The 24,001-nt window shown below is 74.8% G+C and carries 24 protein-coding genes; 12 read left to right on the forward strand and 12 right to left on the reverse strand.

The features are described from left to right. Positions 1-40 precede the first annotated feature (40 nt). The 5 genes from ACFVFS_RS36430 to ACFVFS_RS36450 form a co-directional block, all read right to left on the reverse strand. Positions 41-811: an SDR family NAD(P)-dependent oxidoreductase gene (locus tag ACFVFS_RS36430; RefSeq protein WP_380629248.1), complete on the reverse strand. Its 771-nt coding sequence runs from the start codon at positions 809-811 to the stop codon at positions 41-43. A gap of 97 nt (positions 812-908) precedes the next feature. After that, positions 909-1,499, reverse strand: a complete 591-nt coding sequence (locus tag ACFVFS_RS36435) for a TetR/AcrR family transcriptional regulator (RefSeq protein WP_380629249.1) — start codon at positions 1,497-1,499, stop codon at positions 909-911. Positions 1,500-1,590: 91 nt separating this feature from the next. Beyond that, on the reverse strand, positions 1,591-1,887 hold the full coding sequence (locus ACFVFS_RS36440; protein ID WP_380283164.1) for an MTH1187 family thiamine-binding protein: 297 nt from the start codon (positions 1,885-1,887) through the stop codon (positions 1,591-1,593). 80 nt (positions 1,888-1,967) lie between these two features. Continuing rightward, positions 1,968-3,482: a SulP family inorganic anion transporter gene (locus ACFVFS_RS36445; RefSeq protein WP_380629270.1), complete on the reverse strand. Its 1,515-nt coding sequence runs from the start codon at positions 3,480-3,482 to the stop codon at positions 1,968-1,970. 83 nt (positions 3,483-3,565) lie between these two features. After that, a complete protein-coding gene (locus ACFVFS_RS36450; protein ID WP_380629250.1) occupies positions 3,566-3,757 on the reverse strand; it encodes a hypothetical protein in 192 nt (63 codons plus the stop codon). A 525-nt stretch (positions 3,758-4,282) separates the two neighbouring features. Between ACFVFS_RS36450 and gcl the strand changes: the two genes are divergently transcribed. The 3 genes from gcl to ACFVFS_RS36465 all read left to right on the forward strand — a co-directional run bounded on the left by gcl (position 4,283) and on the right by ACFVFS_RS36465 (position 7,265). Further along, positions 4,283-6,064 carry a glyoxylate carboligase gene (gene gcl / locus ACFVFS_RS36455; RefSeq protein WP_380629251.1) on the forward strand — a complete coding sequence of 594 codons (1,782 nt, stop codon included), beginning with the start codon at positions 4,283-4,285 and terminating at the stop codon, positions 6,062-6,064. 99 nt (positions 6,065-6,163) lie between these two features. Further along, a complete protein-coding gene (locus tag ACFVFS_RS36460) occupies positions 6,164-6,679 on the forward strand; it encodes a pyridoxamine 5'-phosphate oxidase family protein (protein ID WP_380629252.1) in 516 nt (171 codons plus the stop codon). 97 nt (positions 6,680-6,776) lie between these two features. Continuing rightward, positions 6,777-7,265: a glutathione peroxidase gene (locus ACFVFS_RS36465; RefSeq protein ID WP_380629253.1), complete on the forward strand. Its 489-nt coding sequence runs from the start codon at positions 6,777-6,779 to the stop codon at positions 7,263-7,265. Between the two features lie 59 nt (positions 7,266-7,324). On the opposite strand, the gene ACFVFS_RS36470 is transcribed toward ACFVFS_RS36465, so the two are convergent. Continuing rightward, positions 7,325-8,245, reverse strand: a complete 921-nt coding sequence (locus ACFVFS_RS36470) for a LysR family transcriptional regulator (protein ID WP_380629254.1) — start codon at positions 8,243-8,245, stop codon at positions 7,325-7,327. 96 nt (positions 8,246-8,341) lie between these two features. On the opposite strand from ACFVFS_RS36470, the gene ACFVFS_RS36475 reads away from it, so the two are divergent. The 3 genes from ACFVFS_RS36475 to ACFVFS_RS36485 are packed head-to-tail and all read left to right on the forward strand — an operon-like array spanning position 8,342 to position 11,723. Beyond that, on the forward strand, positions 8,342-9,046 hold the full coding sequence (locus ACFVFS_RS36475; protein ID WP_380629255.1) for a succinate dehydrogenase cytochrome b subunit: 705 nt from the start codon (positions 8,342-8,344) through the stop codon (positions 9,044-9,046). Continuing rightward, positions 9,043-10,989 carry a fumarate reductase/succinate dehydrogenase flavoprotein subunit gene (locus tag ACFVFS_RS36480; RefSeq protein ID WP_380629256.1) on the forward strand — a complete coding sequence of 649 codons (1,947 nt, stop codon included), beginning with the start codon at positions 9,043-9,045 and terminating at the stop codon, positions 10,987-10,989. The genes ACFVFS_RS36475 and ACFVFS_RS36480 overlap by 4 nt, the downstream gene beginning before the upstream one ends. After that, positions 10,986-11,723, forward strand: a complete 738-nt coding sequence (locus ACFVFS_RS36485; protein ID WP_380629257.1) for a succinate dehydrogenase/fumarate reductase iron-sulfur subunit — start codon at positions 10,986-10,988, stop codon at positions 11,721-11,723. The genes ACFVFS_RS36480 and ACFVFS_RS36485 overlap by 4 nt, the downstream gene beginning before the upstream one ends. A gap of 72 nt (positions 11,724-11,795) precedes the next feature. Here ACFVFS_RS36485 and ACFVFS_RS36490 read toward each other — a convergent pair whose 3' ends face one another. Beyond that, entirely contained in the window at positions 11,796-13,601 is a 1,806-nt protein-coding gene (locus tag ACFVFS_RS36490; protein WP_380629258.1) for a sulfatase, read from the reverse strand. Further along, entirely contained in the window at positions 13,598-14,242 is a 645-nt protein-coding gene (locus tag ACFVFS_RS36495) for a PadR family transcriptional regulator (protein WP_380629259.1), read from the reverse strand. The genes ACFVFS_RS36490 and ACFVFS_RS36495 overlap by 4 nt, the downstream gene beginning before the upstream one ends. A gap of 135 nt (positions 14,243-14,377) precedes the next feature. Here ACFVFS_RS36495 and ACFVFS_RS36500 point away from each other — a divergent pair, with 135 nt between their 5' ends. Continuing rightward, complete coding sequence (locus ACFVFS_RS36500) at positions 14,378-15,355, forward strand: formylglycine-generating enzyme family protein (RefSeq protein WP_380629260.1); 978 nt, start codon at positions 14,378-14,380, stop codon at positions 15,353-15,355. Between the two features lie 306 nt (positions 15,356-15,661). After that, on the forward strand, positions 15,662-15,964 hold the full coding sequence (locus ACFVFS_RS36505) for a hypothetical protein (RefSeq protein WP_380629261.1): 303 nt from the start codon (positions 15,662-15,664) through the stop codon (positions 15,962-15,964). 7 nt (positions 15,965-15,971) lie between these two features. Here ACFVFS_RS36505 and ACFVFS_RS36510 read toward each other — a convergent pair whose 3' ends face one another. Next, complete coding sequence (locus ACFVFS_RS36510) at positions 15,972-16,931, reverse strand: alpha/beta fold hydrolase (protein WP_380629262.1); 960 nt, start codon at positions 16,929-16,931, stop codon at positions 15,972-15,974. Between the two features lie 148 nt (positions 16,932-17,079). Then, the gene (locus tag ACFVFS_RS36515; RefSeq protein WP_380629264.1) at positions 17,080-17,988 is read right to left on the reverse strand and encodes a DUF2797 domain-containing protein; all 909 of its coding nucleotides are present in this window, start codon (positions 17,986-17,988) and stop codon (positions 17,080-17,082) included. Positions 17,989-18,340: 352 nt separating this feature from the next. Between ACFVFS_RS36515 and ACFVFS_RS36520 the strand changes: the two genes are divergently transcribed. Further along, positions 18,341-18,823, forward strand: a complete 483-nt coding sequence (locus tag ACFVFS_RS36520) for a ricin-type beta-trefoil lectin domain protein (RefSeq protein ID WP_380629265.1) — start codon at positions 18,341-18,343, stop codon at positions 18,821-18,823. A 69-nt stretch (positions 18,824-18,892) separates the two neighbouring features. On the opposite strand, the gene ACFVFS_RS36525 is transcribed toward ACFVFS_RS36520, so the two are convergent. Then, the gene (locus ACFVFS_RS36525; protein WP_380629266.1) at positions 18,893-19,480 is read right to left on the reverse strand and encodes a rhodanese-like domain-containing protein; all 588 of its coding nucleotides are present in this window, start codon (positions 19,478-19,480) and stop codon (positions 18,893-18,895) included. A 39-nt stretch (positions 19,481-19,519) separates the two neighbouring features. After that, complete coding sequence (locus ACFVFS_RS36530) at positions 19,520-20,278, reverse strand: sulfite exporter TauE/SafE family protein (protein ID WP_380629267.1); 759 nt, start codon at positions 20,276-20,278, stop codon at positions 19,520-19,522. Positions 20,279-20,586: 308 nt separating this feature from the next. On the opposite strand from ACFVFS_RS36530, the gene ACFVFS_RS36535 reads away from it, so the two are divergent. From ACFVFS_RS36535 to ACFVFS_RS36545, 3 genes are all read left to right on the forward strand, one after another. After that, positions 20,587-21,300 carry a hypothetical protein gene (locus ACFVFS_RS36535; RefSeq protein WP_380629268.1) on the forward strand — a complete coding sequence of 238 codons (714 nt, stop codon included), beginning with the start codon at positions 20,587-20,589 and terminating at the stop codon, positions 21,298-21,300. A 150-nt stretch (positions 21,301-21,450) separates the two neighbouring features. Continuing rightward, positions 21,451-23,625: a restriction endonuclease gene (locus tag ACFVFS_RS36540; RefSeq protein ID WP_380629269.1), complete on the forward strand. Its 2,175-nt coding sequence runs from the start codon at positions 21,451-21,453 to the stop codon at positions 23,623-23,625. 197 nt (positions 23,626-23,822) lie between these two features. After that, a partial coding sequence (locus ACFVFS_RS36545) for an ATP-binding cassette domain-containing protein (protein ID WP_380629271.1) occupies positions 23,823-24,001 on the forward strand: 179 nt, incomplete at its 3' end.

Consider the following 24,001-nt stretch of genomic DNA (forward strand, 5'->3'; position numbering starts at 1 on the left):
CCGTGGGGGGGGGCCGCCGCCCGACGGTCGACGGGGCGGCTCAGGCGGTGACGCCGCCGTCGAGGACGAGGTCGGCGCCGACGGTGAAGGCCGACTCCTCGGAGGCGAGGTGGAGGACCGCCGCGGCGACCTCCTCGACAGCGCCGGCGCGGCCGACCGGCACTTCCCCCTTCATCCGGTCCGCCTTGTCGGAGGCGCTCTCCCCGGGCCGGGAGGACATCGTGGTGTCGATCGGACCGGGGCTGACCAGGTTGATCCGCACGCCCTCGGCGATGTGGTCGCGGGCGGCGCTGCGGGTCAGGGTGGCGACGGCGGCCTTGGAGACGGCGTAGGCGCCGAGGTTCCCGACCCGCAGGTGGGTGCCGAGGTTCGAGGAGACGTTGACGATCGCCCCGCCGCCGTTGGCGCGCAGGTGGGCGATCTGGTGCTTCATCGCGTACCAGGTGCCGGTGAGGTTGATGTCGATCAGCCGCTGCCACTCCTCGTCGGCGACGTCGGCGATCGGGCCCAGGCCGCCGAAGACGCCGGCGTTGTTGACCGCGATGTCCAGGCCGCCGAGCCGCTCGACGGTCTCGCGGACCAGGCGGGCGGCGTCGGAGGCGTCGGACACCGAGCCGGTCAGGGCGACCGCGGTGCCGCCCGCCAGCTCGATCAGGGCGACGGTCTCGGTCAGGGCGCTCGCGGTGCGGCCGGCGACGGCGACGCGGGCACCCTCCCGGGCGAAGGCGAGGGCGACGGCTCGGCCGATGCCGCTGCCGCCACCGGTGACCAGGACGGACTTGCCGGTGAAGCGGGTGGTGCTGCGGGTCATGCGAGTGCTCCTCGATACAGGGTCTAAATTGACCGTTCGGTTCAGAATGGAGACAGAAGAAAACACACGAGCACACAAGAGCGGTGGAGCGGGTCGGTCAGTCCAGCAGGGCGAGGGCCTGGTCGGCGGCGTCGCGCAGACGGGCCGAGCCGTCGCCGGCCTTGCCGATCACCCGCATGCCCTGGAACAGCACCAGCAGCATCCGGGCGAGGGCCTGCGGGTCGCGCCCCTCGGGCAGTTCGCCCTGGGCCTTCGCCCGCACCAGCGCGGCGGCCAGGACCGTCTCCAGGTGGACCAGGTTGGCCTCCACCCGGCGGGCGGCGTCCCGGTCGTGCGGAGCCAGCTCCACCGCCGTGTTGGTGACGAAGCAGCCGCGCCGCGGGCCGTCCTCGCCGTCGGCGGCGGACTCCTCGGCGAAGCGGAGGACCAGGGCGCGGACGGCCGGGAGGACCGGTCCGGGCTGCGACAGCTCGGCCAGCAGCACGGGTTGCTGCTGCTGCCCGTAGCGCTCCAGCGCGCGCAGGTAGAGCTCCCGCTTGCTGCCGAAGGTGGCGTAGACGCTGGCCCGGGCGATCCCGAGGTGCTCGACCAGGTCGGCCATCGAGGTGGCCTCGTAGCCCCGCCTCCAGAACAGGTCGAGGGCTGCCTGGAGCGCCGCGTCCGGGTCGAATTCCTTGGTTCGCGCCATGTCTGAAAGGTAGTCGATTCCAGATCGGTCGGTCAAGAATAGCCGGGAGCGACCGGCCCGCCCCGGGGCAGAGGCGGGCCGGCCGGGCGGCTCAGCCTCCGGCGAGGTGGCGCTCCACCGAGGCGACCTTGCGGGTCAGGCCGTCGGTGACCCCGGCGCGGTCGTCGATCTTGATGACGGTGCTGACCCGGTTGCTGTAGGCCTTGACCGCCTCGATCGCCTCCCGGATCACCGGCATCACCTCGTCCCACTCCCCCTCGATGCTGGTGAACATCGCGTCCGTGCGGTTGGGCAGCCCGCTCGCGCGGACCACCTTGACGGCCGCGGCGACCGCCTCCCCGACGTCCTCGCCGACCCCGAGCGGGGTGACCGAAAAGGCTGCGATCACGGCTGCGTCTCCTCCCTGTGCGGCCCGGCCGGCCAACCGGCCACCGGGCCACCAGGCTAACGACGCGTCCGGAGCACCGCTCAGACCACGGTCGGCAGCGGCGGGTCGACCGCCAGCGGGGCGGAGCTGCGGGCGCGGTGCTGCGCGGCCCACGCGGCGAGGGCAACCGTGCAGGCGTGGTCGAGGTGGCGCAGCCCGGACCAGTCGAGTTCGACCGGGCGGTCCGCCGGGAGGCGTTCGAGGGTGTCCAGCAGCCGGGGCAGCCGCAGGAAGGTGGCGTTGCCGCTCAGCCGGACGCGCAGCGGCGGCGCCTCGGCACCCGGGACGGACGGCGGTTCCTCCACCCCGATCTGCAGGTGGGAGGTCTGCCAGGCGGACTTGGCGACGGCGAGGCCGATGCCGATCAGCACCCCCTCGAACAGGTCGGTGGTGACGACCGAGACGGTGGTGACGGCGAGCACCGCCGCCTCGCCCCGGTGGTCGCGGCAGAGCGCGGCGATCCGCCGCACCGGGATCAGCTTGGCGCCCGCGTGGACCAGGACGGCGGCCAGCGCGGTCAGCGGCACCAGGCCGAGCACGCCCGGCAGCAGGGCGGTGAAGAGCAGCAGCCAGCCGCCGTGCATCACCCGGGAGGCCTTGGTGCGGGCGCCGGCCTGGACGTTGGTGGCGCTGCGGACGATGACGGCCGTCATCGGGAGCGCGCCGAGCAGGCCGCAGAGGGCGTTGCCGACGCCCTGGGCGGTGAGTTCGCGGTCGTAGTCGGTGCGCGGGCCGTGGTGCATCCGGTCCACGGCGGCGGCGCTGAACAGGGTTTCGGCGGAGGCGATCAGGGTGAAGGCGAGGACGGTGCCGACCCCGGCGGTGGTGGCCAGGGCGCCGAGCGCGGCGTGGTCGGGCAGTCGGACGACGTCGAGCAGGCCGGCCACCTCGACCCGGGCCACCGGCAGGTCGGCGAGGGCGGTGACGGCGGCGGCCAGGCCGACGGCGCCGAGCGGGCCGGGCAGCGCTCCGGCGAGGCGGGGCGGCAGGTACTTCCAGGCGATCAGCACCAGCAGGGTGGCCGCGCCGAGCGCCACCGCGCTCGGGTTGGCCGCCCCGGTGACGGCGTCGCGCAGCAGCGCGGGCAGGCCGGCGATCTTCTCCGGCCCGGTCCCGGGGCCGCGGCGGTCGGCGAGCGCGTACAGCTGGCCGAGCAGCAGGGTCAGGCCGATGCCGGCCAGCATGCCGTGCACCACGGAGGCCGACATGGCGCGGAACCATCGCCCCAACTTCATTGCACCCATAGCGAGTTGAAGCAGGCCGGTGAGCAGGACCAGGACCCCGAGGGCGCCCGCGCCGTACTCCTGGACGGCTTCGTGGACGAGGACGGTGAGGCCGGCCGCCGGGCCGCTGACCTGGAGGCTGCTGCCGGGCAGGGCGCCGACCAGCAGGCCGCCGACGATGCCGGTGACCAGGCCGAGTTCGGCGGGCACGCCGGAGGCGACGGCGACGCCGACGCAGAGCGGGAGGGCGACCAGGAAGACCACCAGCGAGGCGGGCAGGTCGTGACGCCAGGGCACGGCGCGCAGGACGGCGGCCGGGCTGCGGTGGCGCAGCGCGCGGAGGGGACGGGCGCGCCCGGGCGGGGCGCTGCGGCGCGGGGCCGCGGGCGGGCGCTTGCGCCGCCGGGACTGGCCGTTCACCGGCGCACCGCCGAGGGGATGCCGCGAACGGCGGGCACGGCGGCAGCCGCGGGCACGGCGACGACCACGGGAACGGGGGGAACGGAGGCGGCGAACGAGGGAGCGGCGGGCGGGGAGGCGGGCGGGGAGGCGATGGCGGCGGACGCGGGAGCGGCGGGGCAGGCGGGCAGGGCACGGCGTCGAGGCATCGGGAGGTTCCTTCCGCGCACCCGGCACGGCGGCGCGCCGCGGGCGGCGCATCGCTGCGGGTGCGTTGCTGCGGGTGCGTTGCTGCTGGGTGGCTGCGGTGCTGCGGTGGCGGCTGGGACGCGCGGGACGGGCCGGCCGGCGCGTCGGACGTGCTGCACGGGATCCGACGGCCGGAGCTCCCCCACGCCCCGGACGGTCCCGAACCCCCTTGCCGTGACCCCCTGTTGAACATGGCAACCATGACGGGTCCGGCGTGCCACCGACGGTACCCAGGCACCCGGGGCGGGCCAACCTCGCACACCGATCCTTCGCGCGAGCATCACAACGAGCACACTCCAGGCCCGGAATCCCGGCTTCGAACGGGTACGCACGTTCGCCCATCGAGCGGGCGGGCGATCCGCACCCACCCACCATCGTCAACGTTTTGTTGAGTTGGCCCTTGACGCCCCGGCCCCGCCCGCCCTACGTTCCTTTCGCAGAGAGAAATCAAACTTTCACATCGCGGAATTCATAGGAGCGAGCCCATGCCCCGCATGACCGCCGCCCGCGCGGCCGTGGAGATCCTCAAGCTCGAAGGCGTCGAGGTCGCGTTCGGCGTGCCGGGCGCCGCGATCAACCCGTTCTACGCCGCGCTCAAGGCCTCCGGCGGGATCCGGCACACGCTGGCCCGCCACGTCGAGGGCGCCTCGCACATGGCCGAGGGCTACACCCGGGCCCGGGCCGGCAACATCGGGGTCTGCGTCGGAACCTCCGGGCCGGCCGGTACGGACATGATCACCGGCCTCTACTCGGCCATCGCCGACTCGATCCCGATCCTGTGCATCACCGGCCAGGCCCCGGTCGCCCGCCTCCACAAGGAGGACTTCCAGGCCGTCGACATCGCCTCGATCGCCAGGCCGGTCACCAAGGCCGCGACCACCGTGCTGGAGGCCGCGCAGGTGCCCGGCGTCCTCCAGCAGGCCTTCCACCTGATGCGCTCCGGGCGCCCCGGGCCGGTGCTCGTCGACCTGCCGATCGACGTCCAGCTCACCGAGATCGACTTCGACCCCGAGGCCTACCAGCCGCTGCCGGTCTACAAGCCGGCCGCCAACCGCACCCAGATCGAGAAGGCGGTCGCCCTGCTCCAGGCCTCCGAGCGGCCGCTGATCGTGGCCGGCGGCGGCGTGATCAACGCGGACGCCGCCGATCTGCTGCGGGAGTTCGCCGAGCTGACCGGCGTCCCGGTGGTGCCCACCCTGATGGGCTGGGGCACCGTGCCCGACGACCACCCGCTGAACGCCGGCATGGTCGGCCTGCAGACCTCGCACCGGTACGGCAACGAGACCTTCCTCGCCTCCGACTTCGTGCTCGGCATCGGCAACCGCTGGGCCAACCGCCACACCGGCGGCCTGGACGTCTACACCGCCGGCCGGACCTTCGTGCACGTCGACGTCGAGCCCACCCAGATCGGCCGGATCTTCGCCCCCGCGCTCGGCATCGCCTCCGACGCCGGGGCCGCGCTGGAGCTGTTCGTCCAGGTGGCGCGGGAGCTGGCGGCCGCCGGCGCCCTCAAGGACCGCACCGCGTGGGCGGCGTCCACCCAGGAGCGCCGGGCACGGCTGCAGCGCCGCACCCACTTCGACGACGTGCCGCTGAAGCCGCAGCGGGTCTACGAGGAGATGAACCGGGCCTTCGGGCCGGAGACCCGCTACGTCACCACGATCGGCCTCTCGCAGATCGCCGGCGCGCAACTGCTGCACGTCCACCGGCCCCGGCACTGGATCAACTGCGGCCAGGCCGGCCCGCTCGGCTGGACGATCCCCGCCGCGCTCGGGGTCGCCACCGCCGACCCGGACGGACAGGTGGTGGCGCTCTCCGGCGACTACGACTTCCAGTTCATGATCGAGGAGCTGGCCGTCGGCGCGCAGCACCGGATCCCGTACATCCACGTGCTGGTCAACAACTCCTACCTGGGCCTGATCCGGCAGGCGCAGCGGAACTTCGACATCGACTTCCAGGTGAACCTGGAGTTCGAGAACGTCAACGCGCCGGAGCTGGGGGTCTACGGGGTCGACCACGTCCGGGTCGCCGAGGGGCTGGGCTGCAAGGCGATCCGGGTCACCGAGCCGGAGGGGCTGCTGCCGGCCTTCGAGGAGGCCAGGAGGCTGGCCGCCGAGTTCCGGGTGCCGGTCGTGGTCGAGGCGATCCTGGAGCGCGTCACCAACATCTCGATGGCCGCCGCCGACATCGACAAGGTGGTGGAGTGGGAGGAGGTCGCCACGCTCCCCGCGCACGCCCCGACGGCGATCCGGCCGCTCCTGCCCTGACCGTCCGGGGCGTTCCGCCCCCGGGCGGTGCGGGTACGTACCGAGGAACGCCCGCGCGCGACGTGCGCGCGCGGGCCTTCCTCCCCGGGAGGCCCCACCGTGTCCTTCGCGATGACCCGCGCCGAGAGCGAGCGCTTCCTGGCCGGCGTGCACGTCGGCGTCCTGTCCGTCGGCGGGGCGGAGCCCGACGCGGCCCCGCTCGCCGTGCCGGTCTGGTACTCCTACCGGCCCGGCGGGCTGATCACCGTGCTGACCGGGCGCGCCTCCGCCAAGGCGCGCCGGATCCGGGCGGCCGGCCGGTTCACCCTCTGCGCCCAGCAGGAGGAACCGCCGTGCCGGTACGTGTGCGTGGCCGGTCCGGTGGTGGCGATCGAGGACCGGGTCGACCCGGAGGAGCGCGCCGCGCTGGCCCGCCGCTACCTGCCGCCCGCCACCGTCGCCGCCTACCTGGTGGCCACCGACGAGCAGTTGACGGCGGACATCACCGTCCGGATGCGGCCCGAGCGGTGGCTGAGCGCGGACTTCGCCGCCGTCACCGGGCGGATAGCCGCCCTGGAGGGCCGGGCCGCCGCAGAACGGCCCGCGCCGGAACACCCGACGGCCGGGTGCGGTTGACCGGGTGGGCGCGCCCGGCGGGATACCGTACCGGCGCGGGCCCGCCCGCCACCGCACCACCGACGACGACCTACGACCTCCTCCGAAGGGGACCCCCGTGAGCCTGTACGACATCCCGCTGCGCACGCTGTCCGGCGAGGCCGCCTCGCTCGCCGACCACAAGGGCAAGGCGCTGCTGATCGTCAACGTCGCCTCCAAGTGCGGCCTGACCCCGCAGTACGCCGGCCTGGAGCGGCTCCAGGAGCGGTACGCCGAGCGCGGCTTCACCGTGCTGGGCTTCCCCTCGAACCAGTTCGCCGGGCAGGAGCCGGGCAGCGCCGAGGAGATCCGGACCTTCTGCTCCACCACCTACGGGGTGACCTTCCCGCTGTTCGAGAAGACCGACGTGAACGGCGAGGACCGCCACCCGCTGTACGCGCGGCTGACCGAGACGGCCGACGCCGAGGGCCGGGCCGGGGACGTCTCCTGGAACTTCGAGAAGTTCCTGGTCGCGCCGGACGGCACCGTGGCCGCCCGGATCCGGCCGCGCACCGAGCCGGAGTCGGCCGAGGTGATCGCCGCGATCGAGGCCGTGCTGCCCAACTGAGCAGGCGCGGCGGGGCCCGGGGCGCACCCCGGGCCCCGTCGCCCGAAGCCGGCGCCCGCCTACAGCAACAGCCTGGTCCCCGGCGGGAGTTCACCGTCCCGCGCGGCGTCCCGCAGATGGGCCAGCAGGGTCTCCCGCAGCGCCTCGGCCGCCCGGGTCGGCGGCACCTCGTGGCCGTGCGCGACCGCTATCGTGCGGCCCAGGCCCTGGCCGGCGAAGGGGGTGACCGCGAGGCCCGAGCGGTGGGCGACCATGCCGGGCAGCACGGCCGGCCCGAGCCCGGCCCGGACGAAGCCGAGCACCGCGTCCATCTCCCCGCCCTCGACGGCGAACTCCGGCTCGAAGCCGGCCGCCCGGCAGGCCGCCAGGGTGGCCTCCCGCACGTCGTAGCCCTCGCGGAACATCACCAGCGGACATCCGCGCAGCTCGGCCACCCGCACCGTGCGCCGGGCCCGCGGCTCCGCCGACACCAGCACCAGCTCCTCGTGGAGCAGCCCGGTGACGGCCAGCGCCGGCGCCGCCTCCCCGCGCGGCGGGGTGATGATCAGCGCGAGGTCCAGCTCCCCCTCCGCCAGCGAGCGCACCAGGTCCCGCGAGCCGCCCTCGCGCACCACCAGCGCCACGCCCGGGTAGCGGGCCCGGAACACCCGCAGCACGTCCGGCACCAGGCTGGTGCACAGGCTCGGCGGCGCGCCTAGCCGCACCCGGCCGCGGCGCAGCTGCACGGTCTCCTGGACGGCGAGGCGGGCGCTCTCGGTGTCCGCGAGAATGCGCCGGGCGAGCGGCAGCAGGGCGTCCCCGGCGTCGGTCAGCGCGATGTTGCCGCGCGTACGGTGGAACAGTTCCGCCCCCAACTCCCGCTCCAGCGAACGGATCTGCTGCGAGAGTGAGGGCTGGGCGACGCGCGCCGCCTCGGCCGCGCGGGTGAAGTGGCGGGTCTCGGCGACGGCCACGAAATAGCGGAGTTGCTGGAGCTGCACCCGACCAGGATAGGCCGCATTGATAGGCAGTGCCTATGGTGGCCAGCCGCATCATGTCTTGGACGCACCGTGGCCCGGCTCCCTACCGTTGTCGCCATGACAACCCCGACTCGGACGGCCCGGCACCCGTCCACCCTGGCGACCCTGTGGCGGTCGACCGTCGGCAAGAAGGCGGTCATGGCCGTCAGCGGGCTGGCCATGCTGCTGTACCTGGTCGCCCACATGCTCGGGAACCTCAAGGTCTTCTTCGGGCCCGACGACATCAACGGCTACGCCGGCTGGCTGCGCACCATCGGGCAGCCGTTCCTCGGCCACGAGTGGTTCCTGTGGATCGCCCGGGCGGGCCTGCTGGCCGCCGTCCTGCTGCACGGCGTCGCCGCGTACCAGCTGAGCCGGCGCGACCTCGCGGCCCGGCCGAGCAGGTACGCGCACCAGCGCCGGCAGGCGAGCTACGCGACCCGGACGATGCGCTGGGGCGGGGTGATCCTGGCGCTGTTCATCGTCTGGCACATCCTGGACCTGACCACGCTCACGGTGAACCCCAACGCCGAGCACGGCAGGCCGTACCAGAACATCGTGGCGTCCTTCGGGACGTGGTACTCCTGCGTGATCTACATCGTCGCGATGCTCGCCGTCGGCCTGCACGTCCGGCACGGCTTCTGGAGCGCGGCGCAGACCCTCGGCGCCAACAACGCCCGCCGGGACCGCGCCTTGAAGCTCACCGCCAACGGCCTGGCGCTGCTGCTGACCGCGGGCTTCCTGTCCGTCCCCGTGGCCGTGATGACCGGAGTGGTGAGTTGAGCGAGTACCCGGACTACAGCGTCGGCGAGCCGATCTCCGACACCCGGGCCCCCGAGGGCCCGATCGAGCAGCGCTGGGACCAGCGGCGGTTCGAGGCCAAGCTGGTCAACCCGGCGAACCGGCGCAAGCACACGGTGATCGTGGTCGGCACCGGCCTGGCGGGCGGCGCGGCCGGCGCCACACTCGCCGAACAGGGCTACCACGTCGTCCAGTTCTGCTTCCAGGACTCCCCCCGGCGGGCCCACTCGATCGCCGCCCAGGGCGGGATCAACGCCGCCAAGAACTACCGCAACGACGGCGACTCGATCCGCCGGCTGTTCTACGACACCGTCAAGGGCGGCGACTTCCGCGCCCGCGAGTCCAACGTCCACCGGCTGGCCCAGGTGTCGGTGGAGATCATCGACCAGTGCGTGGCGCAGGGCGTGCCGTTCGCCCGCGAGTACGGCGGCCTGCTGGACACCCGCTCGTTCGGCGGCGTGCAGGTCTCCCGGACGTTCTACGCCCGCGGCCAGACCGGCCAGCAGCTGCTGCTCGGCGCCTACCAGGCGCTGTCGCGGCAGATCGCCGCCGGGAACGTGGAGATGCACGCCCGCACCGAGATGCTGGACCTGCTGGTGATCGACGGCCGGGCGCGCGGCATCGTCGCCCGCGACCTGGTCACCGGCGAGATCACCAGTCACACCGCGGACGCCGTGGTGCTGGCCTCCGGCGGCTACGGCAACGTCTTCTACCTCTCCACCAACGCCAAGAACTCCAACGCCACCGCGATCTGGCGGGCGCACCGGCGCGGCGCCTACTTCGCCAACCCGTGCTTCACCCAGATCCACCCGACCTGCATCCCGCGCTCCGGCGAGCACCAGTCCAAGCTCACCCTGATGAGCGAGTCGCTGCGCAACGACGGCCGGATCTGGGTGCCCAAGGCCAAGGGCGACGCCCGGCCGCCGGCCGAGATCCCCGAGGAGGAGCGGGACTACTACCTGGAGCGGATCTACCCGGCCTTCGGCAACCTGGTGCCGCGCGACATCGCCTCCCGGGCCGCCAAGAACGTCTGCGACGAGGGCCGCGGCGTCGGCCCCGGCGGGCAGGGCGTCTACCTGGACTTCGCCGACGCCGTCCGCCGGCTGGGGCGGGACGCGGTCGAGGCCAAGTACGGCAACCTGTTCGAGATGTACGAGCGGATCACCGCCGAGGACCCCTACCGGGTGCCGATGCGGATCTACCCGGCGATCCACTACACGATGGGCGGGCTCTGGGTCGACTACGACCTGCAGACGACGGTGCCGGGCCTGTTCGCGATCGGCGAGGCCAACTTCTCCGACCACGGCGCCAACCGGCTCGGCGCGAGCGCGCTGATGCAGGGCCTGGCGGACGGCTACTTCGTGCTGCCGCCGGTGCTCAACGACTACCTGGCCCGGGAGGCGCTGCCCGCCGTCCCGGCCGGCCACGAGGAGGTCGCCGCGGTGGAGGCCGAGGTCGCCGACCGCCTCAACCTCATCCTCGCGGTGAACGGCGACCGCACCCCCGACTCCTTCCACCGCGAGCTCGGCGAGCTGCTCTGGGACGAGTGCGGGATGGCCCGCGACGAGGCCGGGCTGCGCCGCGCGCTGGCGCGGATCCCGGCGCTGCGGGAGGAGTTCTGGCGCCGGATCAAGGTGCCCGGCACCGGCCAGGAGCTCAACCAGTCGCTGGAGAAGGCCAACCGGCTGGTCGACTACTTCGAGCTGGCCGAGCTGATGTGCCTGGACGCGCTGCACCGCGCCGAGTCCTGCGGCGGGCACTTCCGCACCGAGAGCCAGACCCCCGAGGGCGAGGCCGCCCGGCGGGACGAGGACTTCTCCTACGCCGCCGCCTGGGAGTTCACCGCCACCGGGCAGGCGCCCGTCCTGCACCGCGAGCACCTCGACTTCGAGTACGTCCACCCCACCCAGCGGAGCTACGCGTGAACCTCACCCTTCGGATCTGGCGCCAGGCGGGCCCCGACACGCCCGGCTCGATGACCACCTACCAGGTCAGCGGGATCAGCCCGGACATGTCCTTCCTGGAGATGCTCGACACCCTCAACGAGGAGCTGATCACCCGGGGCGACACGCCCGTCGCCTTCGACCACGACTGCCGCGAGGGAATCTGCGGCGCCTGCGGCATGGTCATCAACGGCCGGGCGCACGGCCCCGAGCGGACCACCACCTGCCAGTTGCACATGCGGCACTTCCGGGACGGCGACACCATCGACGTCGAGCCGTGGCGGGCGGCGGCCTTCCCGGTGGTCAAGGACCTGGTGGTGGACCGCTCCGCCTTCGACCGGATCATCGGCGCCGGCGGCTACATCACCGCGCCGACCGGCAGCGCGCCCGAGGCGCACGCCACGCCCGTCCCCAAGGAGACCGCCGACACCGCGTTCGAGCACGCCGAGTGCATCGGCTGCGGGGCCTGTGTGGCGGCCTGCCCGAACGGGTCGGCGATGCTCTTCACCTCCGCCAAGGTGGTCCACCTCAACGTGCTGCCGCAGGGCGCGCCGGAGCGCAGGGCCCGGGTGCGCGACATGGTGGCGGCGATGGACGCCGAGGGCTTCGGCGGCTGCACCAACACCGGCGAGTGCGCGACGGCCTGCCCCAAGGGGATCCCGCTGCCGAGCATCGCGGCGATGAACCGCGAGTTCCTGCGCAGCTCGCTGGGCTGACGGCCCCGGCCGTGGAACGGCTGCGGCCGCAGCCGCGGCGCCCCGCCGTCGGCGGCGGGGCGCCGCAGCGGGCTATTCGGCGTCCGTGCCCGGAAGCACGCCCGGCAGCACGCCCGGCAGCGTGGCCAGGGCGTCGGCGAGGGCCCGCAGGTCCGCCGGGCGGACCGACGGGCCCATCGCGGCGAGCCGGTACGGGGAGATCCCGCCCAGCATCGCCCGCAGCCCCGGGTTGGCCAGCACCGGCAGCCGTTCCAGGACGGCCTCGCGCGCCGCGTCGTCCGCCAGCAGCACGCGCAGCGGGGTGTGCACCGAGAGCGGGGTGTCCGGGAACTCCTCGGCCGCCGGCATCGGCTTGAGGGCTTCGAGCGCCTGCGGCCGCTGGGCGCGGACCAGCAGGTGCTCGGCGGTGACCGGCCCCTCGGCGGGCAGGCCGAGCCGTTCGAACTGGTCGGCGGGCGCGTCGCCCTCGCGCAGCGCCTCGGTGAGCAGCGCCGCCATCCGCAGCTCCAGCTCGTCGTCGACCAGCGGGTGCTCCTGCTCCGGGTCCGTCTCCAGGTCGAACAGCAGGGTGCCGAAGGCGTACGGGTTGCCCCAGGAGGTGGCCGGCATCCGCAGCACGGGCACGCCCTTGGTGAACGGCAGCGGACCGGCCAGGGTGGCGCCGGCCAGTTCCTCCGGGGTGAAGTGGCCGCGCATGTGGGTGGGCATCAGGGTGTGCTCGAACAGCGGCCGGTTGGACGCGTCCTTGCTGGCGCGCATGTAGACGTGGCGGCCGTCGGTGATGTTGACGTGCCCCCCGAAGACGCCGAACAGGCCGTGCGGCCGGACGGGGGTGTCCTGGGCGACGGCGTCGGCGAGCGGGCGGCCCTGCATGTCGGCGGTGCGCGGGACGTCGAAGTACTCCAGCAGGGTCGGGCCGAGGTCGACGGTCTGGACGAGGGAGGCGCGCCGGCCGGTGGCCCGGCTGCGCGGGTCCCAGACGAACAGCGGGGTGTGGATGTTCTCGTCGTACCAGGGCTGGATGTTCTTGCCCCACCAGCCGCGCTCGCCGAGCAGCAGGCCGTGGTCGGTGCAGACGATCAGCAGGGTGTCGTCCCACAGGCCGTGCTCGTCGAAGGCGTCCAGGACCCGGCCGAGCGAGTCGTCGCACATGGTGAGCAGCGCGGCGTACTCGTTGCGGGCGTGCTCGACGGCCTCCGGGCTCTCGGTGACCTTCCTGTAGTCGGGCCAGTCGAAGTGCGGGCCGTCCCAGTCGTGCGGGTAGTGCTTCTTGTGCTCGGCGTAGGAGTAGAACGGCTCGTGCGGGTCGAAGCACTCGATCTGCAGGAACCAGCGGTCCTGTTCGCGGTTGGTGGCGATGAACTCCAGGCCGGCGTCGAAGGTGCGGGTCTGCGGGTGGTCGGCGACCTCCGCCAGGTACTGGCGGTTGACCCAGTCCTGGCGCCACATCGGGCCCACCCGGTGGACGAGCGTCTCGGGGATCTCCGGGTCGGCGACGTGGCCCTTCCACTTGTCGCCCTCCTGGCCGCGGAAGAACTCGTAGCTGTCGTAGCGGTTGTGGTAGGTGGCGCCGCCGTCCTCCCAGTAGTGCTGGTGGTCGGTGACCAGGTGGGTGTAGACGCCGGCCTTGCTCAGCAGGTCGGGGACGGAGTCGTCGAAGGGCTCCAGCGGGCCCCAGGAGCGGTGCAGGAAGTTGTAGCGGCCGGTGTGCATCTCACGGCGGGCCGGCATGCAGGGCATGGAGCCGCCGTAGCAGTTGTCGAAGGTCGCGGTGCGGGCGGCGAGGCGGGCGAAGTTCGGCGCGACGGTCCAGTCGCAGCCGTAGGGCGGCAGGAACCGCCTGTTGAGGCTGTCGAACATGACCAGGACGGCTTTCACCGGGGCGTCTCCTCGGGGGCGGCGGTGGGGTTGGTGGCGGCGGGGTTGGTGGCGGGGTCGGCCGTGGGGCCGGCGGTGGGAATGGTTCCGTCGGCGAGCAGGCCGCGGACGCGCTCCAGCCAGTCGAGCCAGGCGTCGACGGCGGAGGTGCCGTACGCGTGGGTGAGTTCGCGGATCATCCGGAGCCGCCGGACGTCCGTGTCCGGCGTGTCCTCGGGGAAGGACAGCGAGCGGTCCCGGGGGCGCATCACCGCCACCTGGCGGCGGCGGTAGTCGAGCTCGGTGTCGACCAGCGGGAGCAGCCGCTCCGGGGCGAGCTGGGCGGAGAAGTAGAACCGGGCCATGAAGTCCGGGTCCTGGAAGCGGCTGGTCGGTTCGTACGGCGAGTGGGCCTCGCGGACCAGCTCGGCCCGGCCGGCGTCGGTCAGCCGGTAGACCTTGGCGTCCGGCCGGCCGTCGCGCGGGTCGGTCTCGTAGACCACCCAGCCCTGCTCGGCCATCCGCTTGAGCAGCCGGTAGATCTGGCTCGGGTGGGCGTTCGAGCGGACGAACTGCCCCTCCCCCGCCAGCCACTGCTTGAGGTCCCAGCCGCTGCGCGGGTGGAGGCTCAGCAGGCCCAGCAGGACGTGGTCGAACTTCACGCGTGGCCCTTCCCCGGCCGTCGCCGGTGGTCCTCGAAGGTGGTCCTCGAAGGCGGTCCCCGGATGACCCGAAGGCGGCCTTCGAACGAGCTAGGTGCATTCTCACCTAGGTGCAAAGTGCTATAGCTTGGGCCCATGAGTCAACCCCCCGCCGAGCGCGCCTGCTGCCTGCCGTCCGCCCCGGCCGGCCCCGGACCCGCCCCGCTGCCGCTCCTACCGCCCCCGCCGCGCACCGCGGCCGGGCACCCGGAGCACCCCCAAGTGGCGCTCCCCGGAGGGGTGTTCGCGATGGGGGACGCCTTCGGCGAGGGGTATCCGGCGGACGGTGAGACGCCCGTGCACGAGGTGGAGCTGGCGCCGTTCACGATCGACACCGAACCGGTGACCACCGCCCGTTTCGCCGCCTTCGTCGAGGCCACCGGCCACCGCACCGAGGCCGAACGGGCCGGCTCCTCCGCCGTCTTCCACCTGTTCGTCCTCGCCGACCCGGCCGACGTGCTCGGCCGCTCCCCCGCCGCGCCCTGGTGGATCGAGGTGCGCGGCGCCGACTGGCGCCACCCCTACGGCCCGCTCGGCGACGCCGAGGACCTCGGGGACCACCCCGTGGTGCACATCAGCCACCGCGACGCGCTCGCCTACTGCCGCTGGGCCGGGCGGCGGCTGCCCACCGAGGCCGAGTGGGAGTACGCCGCCCGCGGCCCGCTGGCCGGCCGCCGCTACCCCTGGGGCGACGAGCTGCGCCCGGACGGCGCGCACCGCTGCCGGATCTGGCAGGGCCGCTTCCCCGACCTGCCGACCGGCGAGGACGGCTGGTTCGCGACCGCGCCGGTGGGCGGCTACCCGCCGAACGGTTTCGGTCTGGCGGACGTGGCCGGGAACGTCTGGGAGTGGTGCGCCGACCTCTTCGACCCCGGCTACTACGCCCGCTCCCCGCGCTTCGACCCGCGCGGGCCCGCCGACGGGGAGGGCTCCGGGGACGGGCGGCGGGTGCTGCGGGGCGGCTCGTACCTGTGCCACGACTCCTACTGCAACCGCTACCGGGTGGCCGCCCGCACCGGCAACACCCCCGAATCCACCAGCGGCAACTGCGGCTTCCGCACGGTGGCGCGCTGAACCGGGGCGCCACCGAACGCGCGCGTGTGGCACGTGGGGCGCGCGTGTTCGACGCGCACGCCCCGTTCTTCGACTGTTCGTCAGGATCGGTGCTGACGCGCCGGGTTTCGCGCTACCGTGGTCCCCGCCTAAAAGGAGTCTGCATATGCCCGAGGTTCAGGCCTGCTCCGGATGCGGCGGGTCCGGGGGGACCCAGAAGACCGAAGCCACGGTCGAACGGGACGAGGAAGGGAGCATGGTGCCCAGGATCCACGTCTACTGGTCACCGTGCGGTCGGTGCCACGGATCCGGAACGGTGATCGTCGGATGAGGCTGGTCTTCGAATGCGTCGAGTGCGGCAGCCACTACCTGCCGCCGGAGGCGATGGCGTACCCCGACGGGCCCGCCTCGCCGATCTGGTGCACGGCGTGTCAGACGGCGAAGCGCGCGGCCGGTCTGCGGGAGGATCCGCTGCTGGCGCGGATCGCGCTGGCGGCCGCCCGGGCGGCGAGCGCCGGGGTGGCCGCCGGGGAGCCGTCCGCGGCCCGCACGGACGTCCGGCCGTCGCGGCCGCCGGTGTCGCGGCGGGCCCGCTCCGGGCCGGGCGTGCTGCGCGGCAAGCTGGCGTAGCCGGGGCTCAGCCGGCCGCGGCGCCCCCGACGTCCGCAGTCTCGGCGGTCTCGGCGGTCTCGGCGAGGAAGCGGAGCAGGTGGTCGGCGACGGCCCGCGGGTCGTCCTCCGGGCTGTAGTGGCCGACCCCCGGGAGTTCGACCACCCGGCCGTCCGGGAAGGCCTCCCGGAACAGCGGCAGGAAGTGCCGGGCGTTCAGCGTCCGGTCGGCGGCGCCCCACAGGGCCAGCGCCGGGACGGCCGCCAGCGCGGCGCGGGCCGCCGCGTCCGGCTCCTCGAAGCGGTGCGCACCGGTGGCGAAGCCCTTCGCCCAGCCGATCGCGCCGGCGCTCTCGGCCGGGGTCGGGAACGGCGCGCCGTACGCGCGCAGCCAGGTGTCGGTGGCGAGGGCGGGGTTCTCGTAGCCGTTGAGCCTGAGCACACCGAGGACGGTGACGTCGAGGGAGCCGAGCACCGGCTCCAGCGTGCCGTCGGCGTGCGCCCGGGCGGTCCAGCGGAACCACGGGGAGTCGGCGGCGTTGGCGGCCAGTGCGTCGCCGAGGCCGGGCTGCCCGAACGGGGTGGGCGCGTTGACGGCGACCACCCGGGCGATCAGCTCGGGCCGGCGGGCCGCGAGGCCCATGCCGACCGGGCCGCCGAAGTCGTGGCCGACGAGGGTGATCCCGCGCAGTCCGAGGTCCAGGACGAGCGCCTCCAGGTTGTCGACGTGGTCCTGGAGCCGGTAGTCGCGGTCGGCGGGCGTGGCGCTCTTGCCGAATCCCATGTGGTCGGGCACGACGACCCGGTGGGTGGGCGCCAGTCGGCGCACGACGTCGCGGAAGAGGTAGCCCCAGGTGGGCTCGCCGTGCAGGCAGAGGACGGCCGGGCCGGTGCCCTCGTCGGCGTAGTGCATCGGGAAGCCGGGGGCGGAGCTGAAGTGCGGGCGGTAGGGGAACGTGCCGTCGAAGGTCTCATGGGCGGCGATCATGGCGGGCCTCTCGCGCAGGACGGCAGCGAACCGGGACGGCGGCGAGCCGGGCGGCAGCAAGCCGAGTGGTAGCAAAGTGAAACCAAGCAGGCCCGAGCCTAGAGGTGCCGGTTTTTATATGCAACTGCCGAGGTCGGGGGCCGCCGAATCAGAACAGCGCCTCCTGGGTGTCCGGCTCGGCCGGACGGACCCGCTCGCTCAGCGTCAGCCCCGAGGACGGCCGACCGGCCGCCGGAGCGAGCGTCCAGCCGGTCAGCAGCCGGGTGTCCAGGAGCAGCGGCGCGCCGCCGTCCGCCTGGTCGAGCAGCAGGTGCCGGCCGATCGGCGGGCGCAGCCGTCCGGCCAGCACCGCGCCGTCCGCCAGTCCCTCGACCGCCCGGTAGACGTCGGGGGCGCCGCCGGTCAGCCCGAAGACCCCGACGTGGTCGGTGACCGGGTGGTCCTCCAGCAGCTCCACGCCGTGCCCGCGCAGCAGCCCGTGCGCCCGGGTCCGGGCGTCGGTGAGCAGCGCGCGGCGGTGGTCCGCGTCGCCGTGCTCCCACCAGTGGTCCAGCTTCACCCGGCTCTTGAACCGCTCCCGGGCCAGGCCGGAGGCCGCGACGGTCAGTTCGGCGCGGCGGACGGCGGGCAGCCCGCCCCTGGCGGCGAACGTCCAGGCGAGCGCGCCCTGTTCGAGCAGCCGACTGGTGCCGCGCTGCTCGGCGGTCAGCCCGACCTTGAGCAGCCCCTCGCCGAACCAGGCGAGGTAGAGCCGGTAGGTGCGGCCGTCGTCGAGGATCTGGTCCCGGGCCAGCGCCAGCCCGCGGTCCACGCTCTGGCAAGTCGCGCACTGCACGGCGGCGCCGTCCGGCGCGACGACGGCGTGGTGCGGGCACGGCGTGCGCTCGTCCTGCCCCTCCAGCAGGGCGCCGATGCACCGGCGGGGCCCGCCGAGCAGCCAGCCGACCTCCACTCCCGGCACCACCTCGCGCTCGTGCACCCGCCGCCCGTGCACCGCGCTCAGCACCGCCCGCCCGTCCCGCCACCCCAGCCCGGTGGAGACCCACCCACCCGTCACGCTCACCCGCCACCTCGCCGCACACCGTCCGAGCCCCCGAGGCTACCGGCCGCCGCCGACAGGCCGGTGGGCGCGCATGGCGACCGGATCACGGGCTGCCGCGGACCGGGTACCCCGGGCGGGCGATGGCGCCGCCCGGCCCGCCCCGCCGTTCGCGGGGGCCGGGCCGTCGGCCGATACCCCCGTGGGGGTGATTGCGCGGACCCGCGTTGACGGTGCGCGGACCGGGCCGGAAGTCTGACAGCGGCCCGCAGCCCGACCCTCCCGCCGCCCGGTCGACGCGTCGACGGGAGCGGCCGGCGGGAGCGCGGCAACCGGCCGTCCAGGCCCGTGACTTCGAAAGGGACACCCCATGCGTCGTACCGCCGCCAGACTCGCCGCCCTTCTCCTGACCGGGGTGGCCGCCCTCGCCTGGCCGGGCGCCGCGTCGGCCGATGACCTGCCGGGGCCGACCCTCTCCGGCCGACTGGTCGGCGTCCGGGACCTGTGCCTCACGGTCCGAGCCGAGACCGTCACCGGGTACCAGCCCGTCCAGGCCTGGAACTGCGAGGGCGGCGCCGCCCAGTACTGGCGGCTGGGCGTCGACGGCACCCTCCAGGCGGTCGGCAAGTGCCTGGACGTGTGGCACGGCGGGACCCGGGCCGGCACCGGGGTCGGCGTCTACGCGTGCAACGGCACCGGCGCCCAGCAGTGGCAGTACCTGACCGACACCACGCTCCAGAACCCGCAGTCCGGCCTCTGCCTCAACGTGCCGCTGGTCGGCACGGCCGGTATCGACCTGAACATCTGGGGCTGCTACCTCGACTACTCCCAGCGCTGGCGGTTCGCGTACTGACGGCCGCCGGACACGGTTCCGCCACCGGAGCGGGGACTCCTCCGGTGGCGGGGCGGGAAAGCGCGGGGCTCAGTTCGCCCCGGTGAGGGCGGCGAGGGCGGCGTCGAGGTCGGGGCCCTGGCCGGGGCGGGGGCGGTTGTACGGGAGGCGGGCGAGCAGGGCGCCCATCGCGCAGGTGTTGGTCGCCGCCGAGAAGACCAGGCCCGCGCCGACCGCCGCCGAGACCCAGCGGGCACCGGGGCGGACGAGGTCGAGGACCACGCCGGCCACGACCAGGCCGCCGGCCGCGAAGCGGACCTGTCGGTCCATCGCCCACGGCGCCCGCGCCGGCGCGCCCTCGGGCCGCTGCACCTCGTGCCCGGCGGCCGCCCAGGCGCTGGTGCCGCCGACCAGGGTCGCGGCGGGGATGCCGGCCGCGGCCAGCGACTCGCAGGCCCGGCCCGAGCGGTTGCCGGAGGCGCAGACGACGAGGAGTTCGCCGCGCTCGGCGGCCGTGCGCAGCGCCGGGAGGGCGCGGTCGAGCTGGTCGAGCGGGATGTTCAGGGCGCCGGGGACGTGCCCGGCGGCGTACTCGCCCGGGGTGCGGACGTCGACGACGGTGAGGGTGGCGAGGCGCGGGTGCGCCTGGGCGGGGGTGAGCTCGGTGAGGACGGCCATCGGGGTCTCCTTGCAGCAGGGGAAAGCGGGGGGAAGGGGTCAGAGCAGGGCGTCGGCGCCCATCACCGCGGCGACGCCGAGCAGCAGCACGGCGAAGATCCGCTGGAGGACGGCCCCGGAGAGGCGGGCGGCGAGCCGCTTGCCGTCCCAGGCGCCGAGCACGGCGGCGGCGGTGAACGGGGCGATCACCGCCCAGTCGAGTCCGGCCTCGCCGCCGCCGCGGGTGGCGAGCGAGGCGGAGGCGTTGACGGCGATCACCGGGAGGCTGGTGCCGACGGCGGCCTCCATGGTCAGTCCGACCGCGCCGACCAGGGCCGGCACGGCCAGGAAGCCGCCGCCGACGCCGAGCAGGCCGGTCAGGGCGCCGAGGCCGGCCCCGGAGGCCGCCGCCCGACCGGGGCGGGCGGCCGCGGGGGCGGCCGTGTCGGCCGGAACCGGGCGGGGCGGGCGCAGCATCCGGACCGCGGCGAGCGCGGCGACCAGCGCGAAGGCGGCGGTGAGCAGGCTCTGCGGGAGCCGGGCGGCGGCCGCGCCGGTGAGGGCGGCGGGGAGCAGCCCGGCGGCGGCGAAGGCGAGAGCGGTGCGCCAGCGGATGGTGCCCGCCCTCATGTGGGCGACGATCGCGGAGATCGAGGTGGCGAGGACGATCAGCAGCGCGGCGGTGGTGGCGGCGGCCGGGGAGAGCCCGAGCAGGTAGATCAGCGCGGGGACGGCCAGGATGCCGCCGCCGCCGCCGAGCCCGCCGAGGACCAGGCCGACCACGGCCCCGGCGGCGAGCGCCAGCAGCAGGGTGGTCATCGGCACCGCCCGGGGAGGCGGGCCGTCGTCCGGTGGGGGTCGGCCGGGACGGGGACGGCCGGAACGGGGCGGGGGTGGTGGCGCATGGTGGTGCTCCTGCGGGGGTGGTGCCGTGCCGGGAGGGGCGGTCAGGCGGTGACGGCGGTGAGACCGGCGCCCCCGGTCTCCGGGGCGTCGACCGGGAACACGGGGCTCCCTCTTCCGCGCATTTACCCCCGGGGGTATCTGACCGGCACCTCCGACTGTAGCAGAGATACCCCCAGGGGCATTGCTGGGCGATCCCCGCCCGATCGGCTACCGTCCCGCGCATGACCTCCACCGACCTCGCGGCGCACCCCGGGCCCGCGGCCGACGACGACCCGACGCCCGACGACCTCGCCGCCGTCCTCCGGCTCGCCGCGGACACCCTGCGCGCCGCACCGGCCGACGCCGACTGGACCCGCCCGGCCGGCGGCGTCGCCTGGGACTGCTGGACCACCGTCGAGCACCTCGCGGACGACCTGCTCGCCTACGCCGCCCAGCTCGGCCCGGCCGAGCCGCCCCGCGACCGCTACGCGCCCTTCGTCTCCCGGCGGCCCTTCCCCGGCGGGCCGAACAGCTTCGTCTTCGCCCGCCGCGAGGACGGCCCGCGGGGGCTGCTGGAGGTGCTGGAGGCGAGCGGCGGGCTGATGGTCGCGATCGCCCGGGCCAGGACCCCCGAGGTCCGCGCCTTCCACCCGTGGGGGCTCGCCGACCCGGCGGGGTTCGTCGCGATGAGCCTGGTGGAGACGCTGGTGCACGTGCACGACGTCGCCGAGGGACTCGGACTGCCCTGGGAGCCGCCCGCCGACGTCTGCCGCCGCACCCTCGCCCGGCTCTTCCCCGACGTCGTGCGGGACACCGCACCGGAACCCGCGGCCGGCCCGTGGCCGACCCTGCTCTGGGCCACCGGCCGCGTCGCACTGCCCGGCCGCCCGCGCCGCACCGAGTGGCGCTGGTACGCGGACGCACCGGAGCCGGCCGCCTCCGCGACCCCGGCCTGACGCCCGCTCACCCCCGGCCGACGCCGCAGCCCGCAGGTCGCAGGCGCTTTGCGCACGCCCCCGGTGCACGTTCTATTGTGGCGGGCGCGGCGGCGGCGCGGCCGGGAGGCGGGCGCCGCGCCGGACCGGCGTGGGAACGAAGGGGTGGACGTGGCGGGGCGGCGGAACGACGGGGTGCTGGCGGTCTGGGCGGAGGCGCAGCGGCAGGAGCAGCGCCGGGAGGAGGCCCGGTGGCGCGCCCAGGCCGCCGAGCAGCGCCGGCGGGAGCGGGAGCAGCGCGAGGCGCAGAAGGCGGCGGCCCGCACGGAGCGCGAGGCGCAGCGGGCGTACCAGCAGGCCCGGGAGGCCGAGGCGGCCCGGCGGACGGCCGAACTGGACGGCCGGGTGGAGGAGTTGCGCGGCCTGCTGGCGGCCGGGGCGGGCGGCGCGGCGTTCCGGGCGCAGAGCCTGCTGGCCCCGCGCCCGGTGCCGCCGTTCGAGCCGGGGCGGCTCGGCGAGCCGGTGCCGATGCCGGACCAGTCCCGCTACCAGGTGCCGCCGCCGGACCCGGTGCAGGCCCGCAACCCCGGGGTGTGGCAGCAGTACGAGCAGTACGTGGCGCAGGCCCGGGCCCGGTTCGAGCAGGACTGGTACGCCGCGCAGGCGGCGGAGGCGGACCGGCAGCGGCGGCTGACCGAGTACCACGGGCAGTACCTGGAGTGGGTGGCCCGGTTCCGCCGGGAGGACGAGGAGCGGGCCGCCCGGACCGAGGACCTGCTGCGCCGGCTGCGGTCCGGCGAGGCGGAGGCGGTGCAGGAGTACTTCACCGCCGTGCTGTACGCCTCGGCGGGCTGGCCGGAGGGCTTCCCGCACCGGCTGGTGGCGGCCTGGGAGGCGTCGAGCCGCCAGCTGGTGGTGAACTGGGAGCTGCCGGGCGCGGACGTCGTCCCGGCGGCCGCCCGGGTGCGGTACGTGAAGTCGGACGACCGGGAGGCCGAGGTCGCCCGCCCGGCGACCGAGCGCAAGGCGCTGTACCGGGAGGTGCTGGCGCAGACCGCGCTGCGGGTGGTGGCCGAGCTGTACCGGGCGGACGGGGACGGCATGCTGGCCTCGGTGGTGCTCAACGGCTTCGTGCGCGGCATCGACCCGGCGACCGGCCGGGAGGCGGAGCGGTTCCTCACCACGGTGACCGTCGACCGGGGCGAGTTCGCCGGGCTGGCGCTGGACCGGGTGGCGGCCGTGGAGTGCTTCCAGGGCCTCGGCGGGGTGCTGTCGGCCCGCCCCGAACGGCTGGACGAGGTGCGGCCCGACCGGCTGCCGGAGACGGTCGGCGGCAGTGTGGCCGGACAGGGCGGCGAGGACGACCCGGACCTCTTCGAGATGGACCCGATCGAGTTCGAGGAGCTGATCGCCGAGCTGTTCCGGCTGCGCGGCTTCCGGGTGATGACCACGGCGCGCAGCGGCGACGCCGGGGTGGACGTGGTGGCCGAGGACCTCGATCCGGTGACCGGCGGGCGGATCGTGATCCAGGCCAAGCGCTACCGCTCGACGGTCTCCCCCACCGCCGTGCGCGACCTGGACTCGACGGTGCGCCACCACGGCGCGATCAAGGGCATCCTGGTGACCACCGCGGGCTTCGGTCCCGGCTCGTACGACTACATCCGCAACAAGCCGCTGACCCTGGTGAGCGGGCCGGAGCTGGTGGAGCTGCTGGCCGAGCAGGGCCTGCGCGGGCGGCTGGGCGAGCGGACGAACGGCGCCGGCCACGCGAACGGCGGCGACCGCCGCGCCCCGGCTGCCGCCCCGGCGGACGACGCCCCGGCGGAGCGCGCGACCACCACCCTGGCGCTCTCCTGGCGCAGCCGCACGGCCGGCGGGGACCCGGTCGAGCTGGACGTCTCGGCGTTCCTGTGCGCGAACGGCCGGGTGCTGGACGACGAGCACTTCGTGTTCTTCAACAACCCGCAGGACCCGGACGGCGCGGTGCGGCTGCACCCCACCCGCTCGGTGCCGGGCGAGCCGGTGCGCCGCGCCGAGCTCACCCTGGAGCCGGGCCGGCTGGCGCCGGGTGTGGACGAGGTGGTGGTGGCCGTGTCCACCGAGGAGGAGGAGCCGCCGGTGCTGCCGCTCGGCTATGTGCACGGCCTCGCGCTGACGGGCGTCTTCGGCCCGGACGCGGAGGGTCCCGCCGAATGGGCGGCCGAGACCGGCGGGGTGTCGCAGAGCGCGATGGTCCTCGGTTCCTTCCAACGGCGCGGCGGTGTCTGGCGGTTCACGCCGAGCGGGACACCGGTGCGGGACGGGCTGGCCGGGCTCGCGGTGCGCTGGGGCGTCGCGGTCGAGTAGCCGCCGCCCTGCGGCGCCTCGGGGGCGGATGTCATACCTGAGGAGGAGAAGCACCCCCGCCGGACCGCCGGGACGGCGGGGGGAGCCCCTACCCGGGAGCGACAATCCGGACACGGAGCGGTTGCGAGAATGGAAGGGAAGACGATCTTCCGTTTTCCTTCCCCCCACCTCGACCTCGCGCCCCAGGGAGCCTCCTCGTGACGATGTCCGCAACCGCCGTCCGCACCGGCCGGGCGGCCGCCCGCGCCACCGGCCTGAACAAGGTCTACGGGGAGGGCGAGACCCGCGTCGTCGCCCTCGACAACGTCAGCGTCACCTTCCCGCAGGGCGAGTTCACCGCCATCATGGGCCCCTCCGGCTCCGGCAAGTCCACCCT

Source organism: Kitasatospora sp. NPDC057692 (genome assembly GCF_042799475.1).
Classification (GTDB): Bacteria; Actinomycetota; Actinomycetes; order Streptomycetales; family Streptomycetaceae; genus Kitasatospora.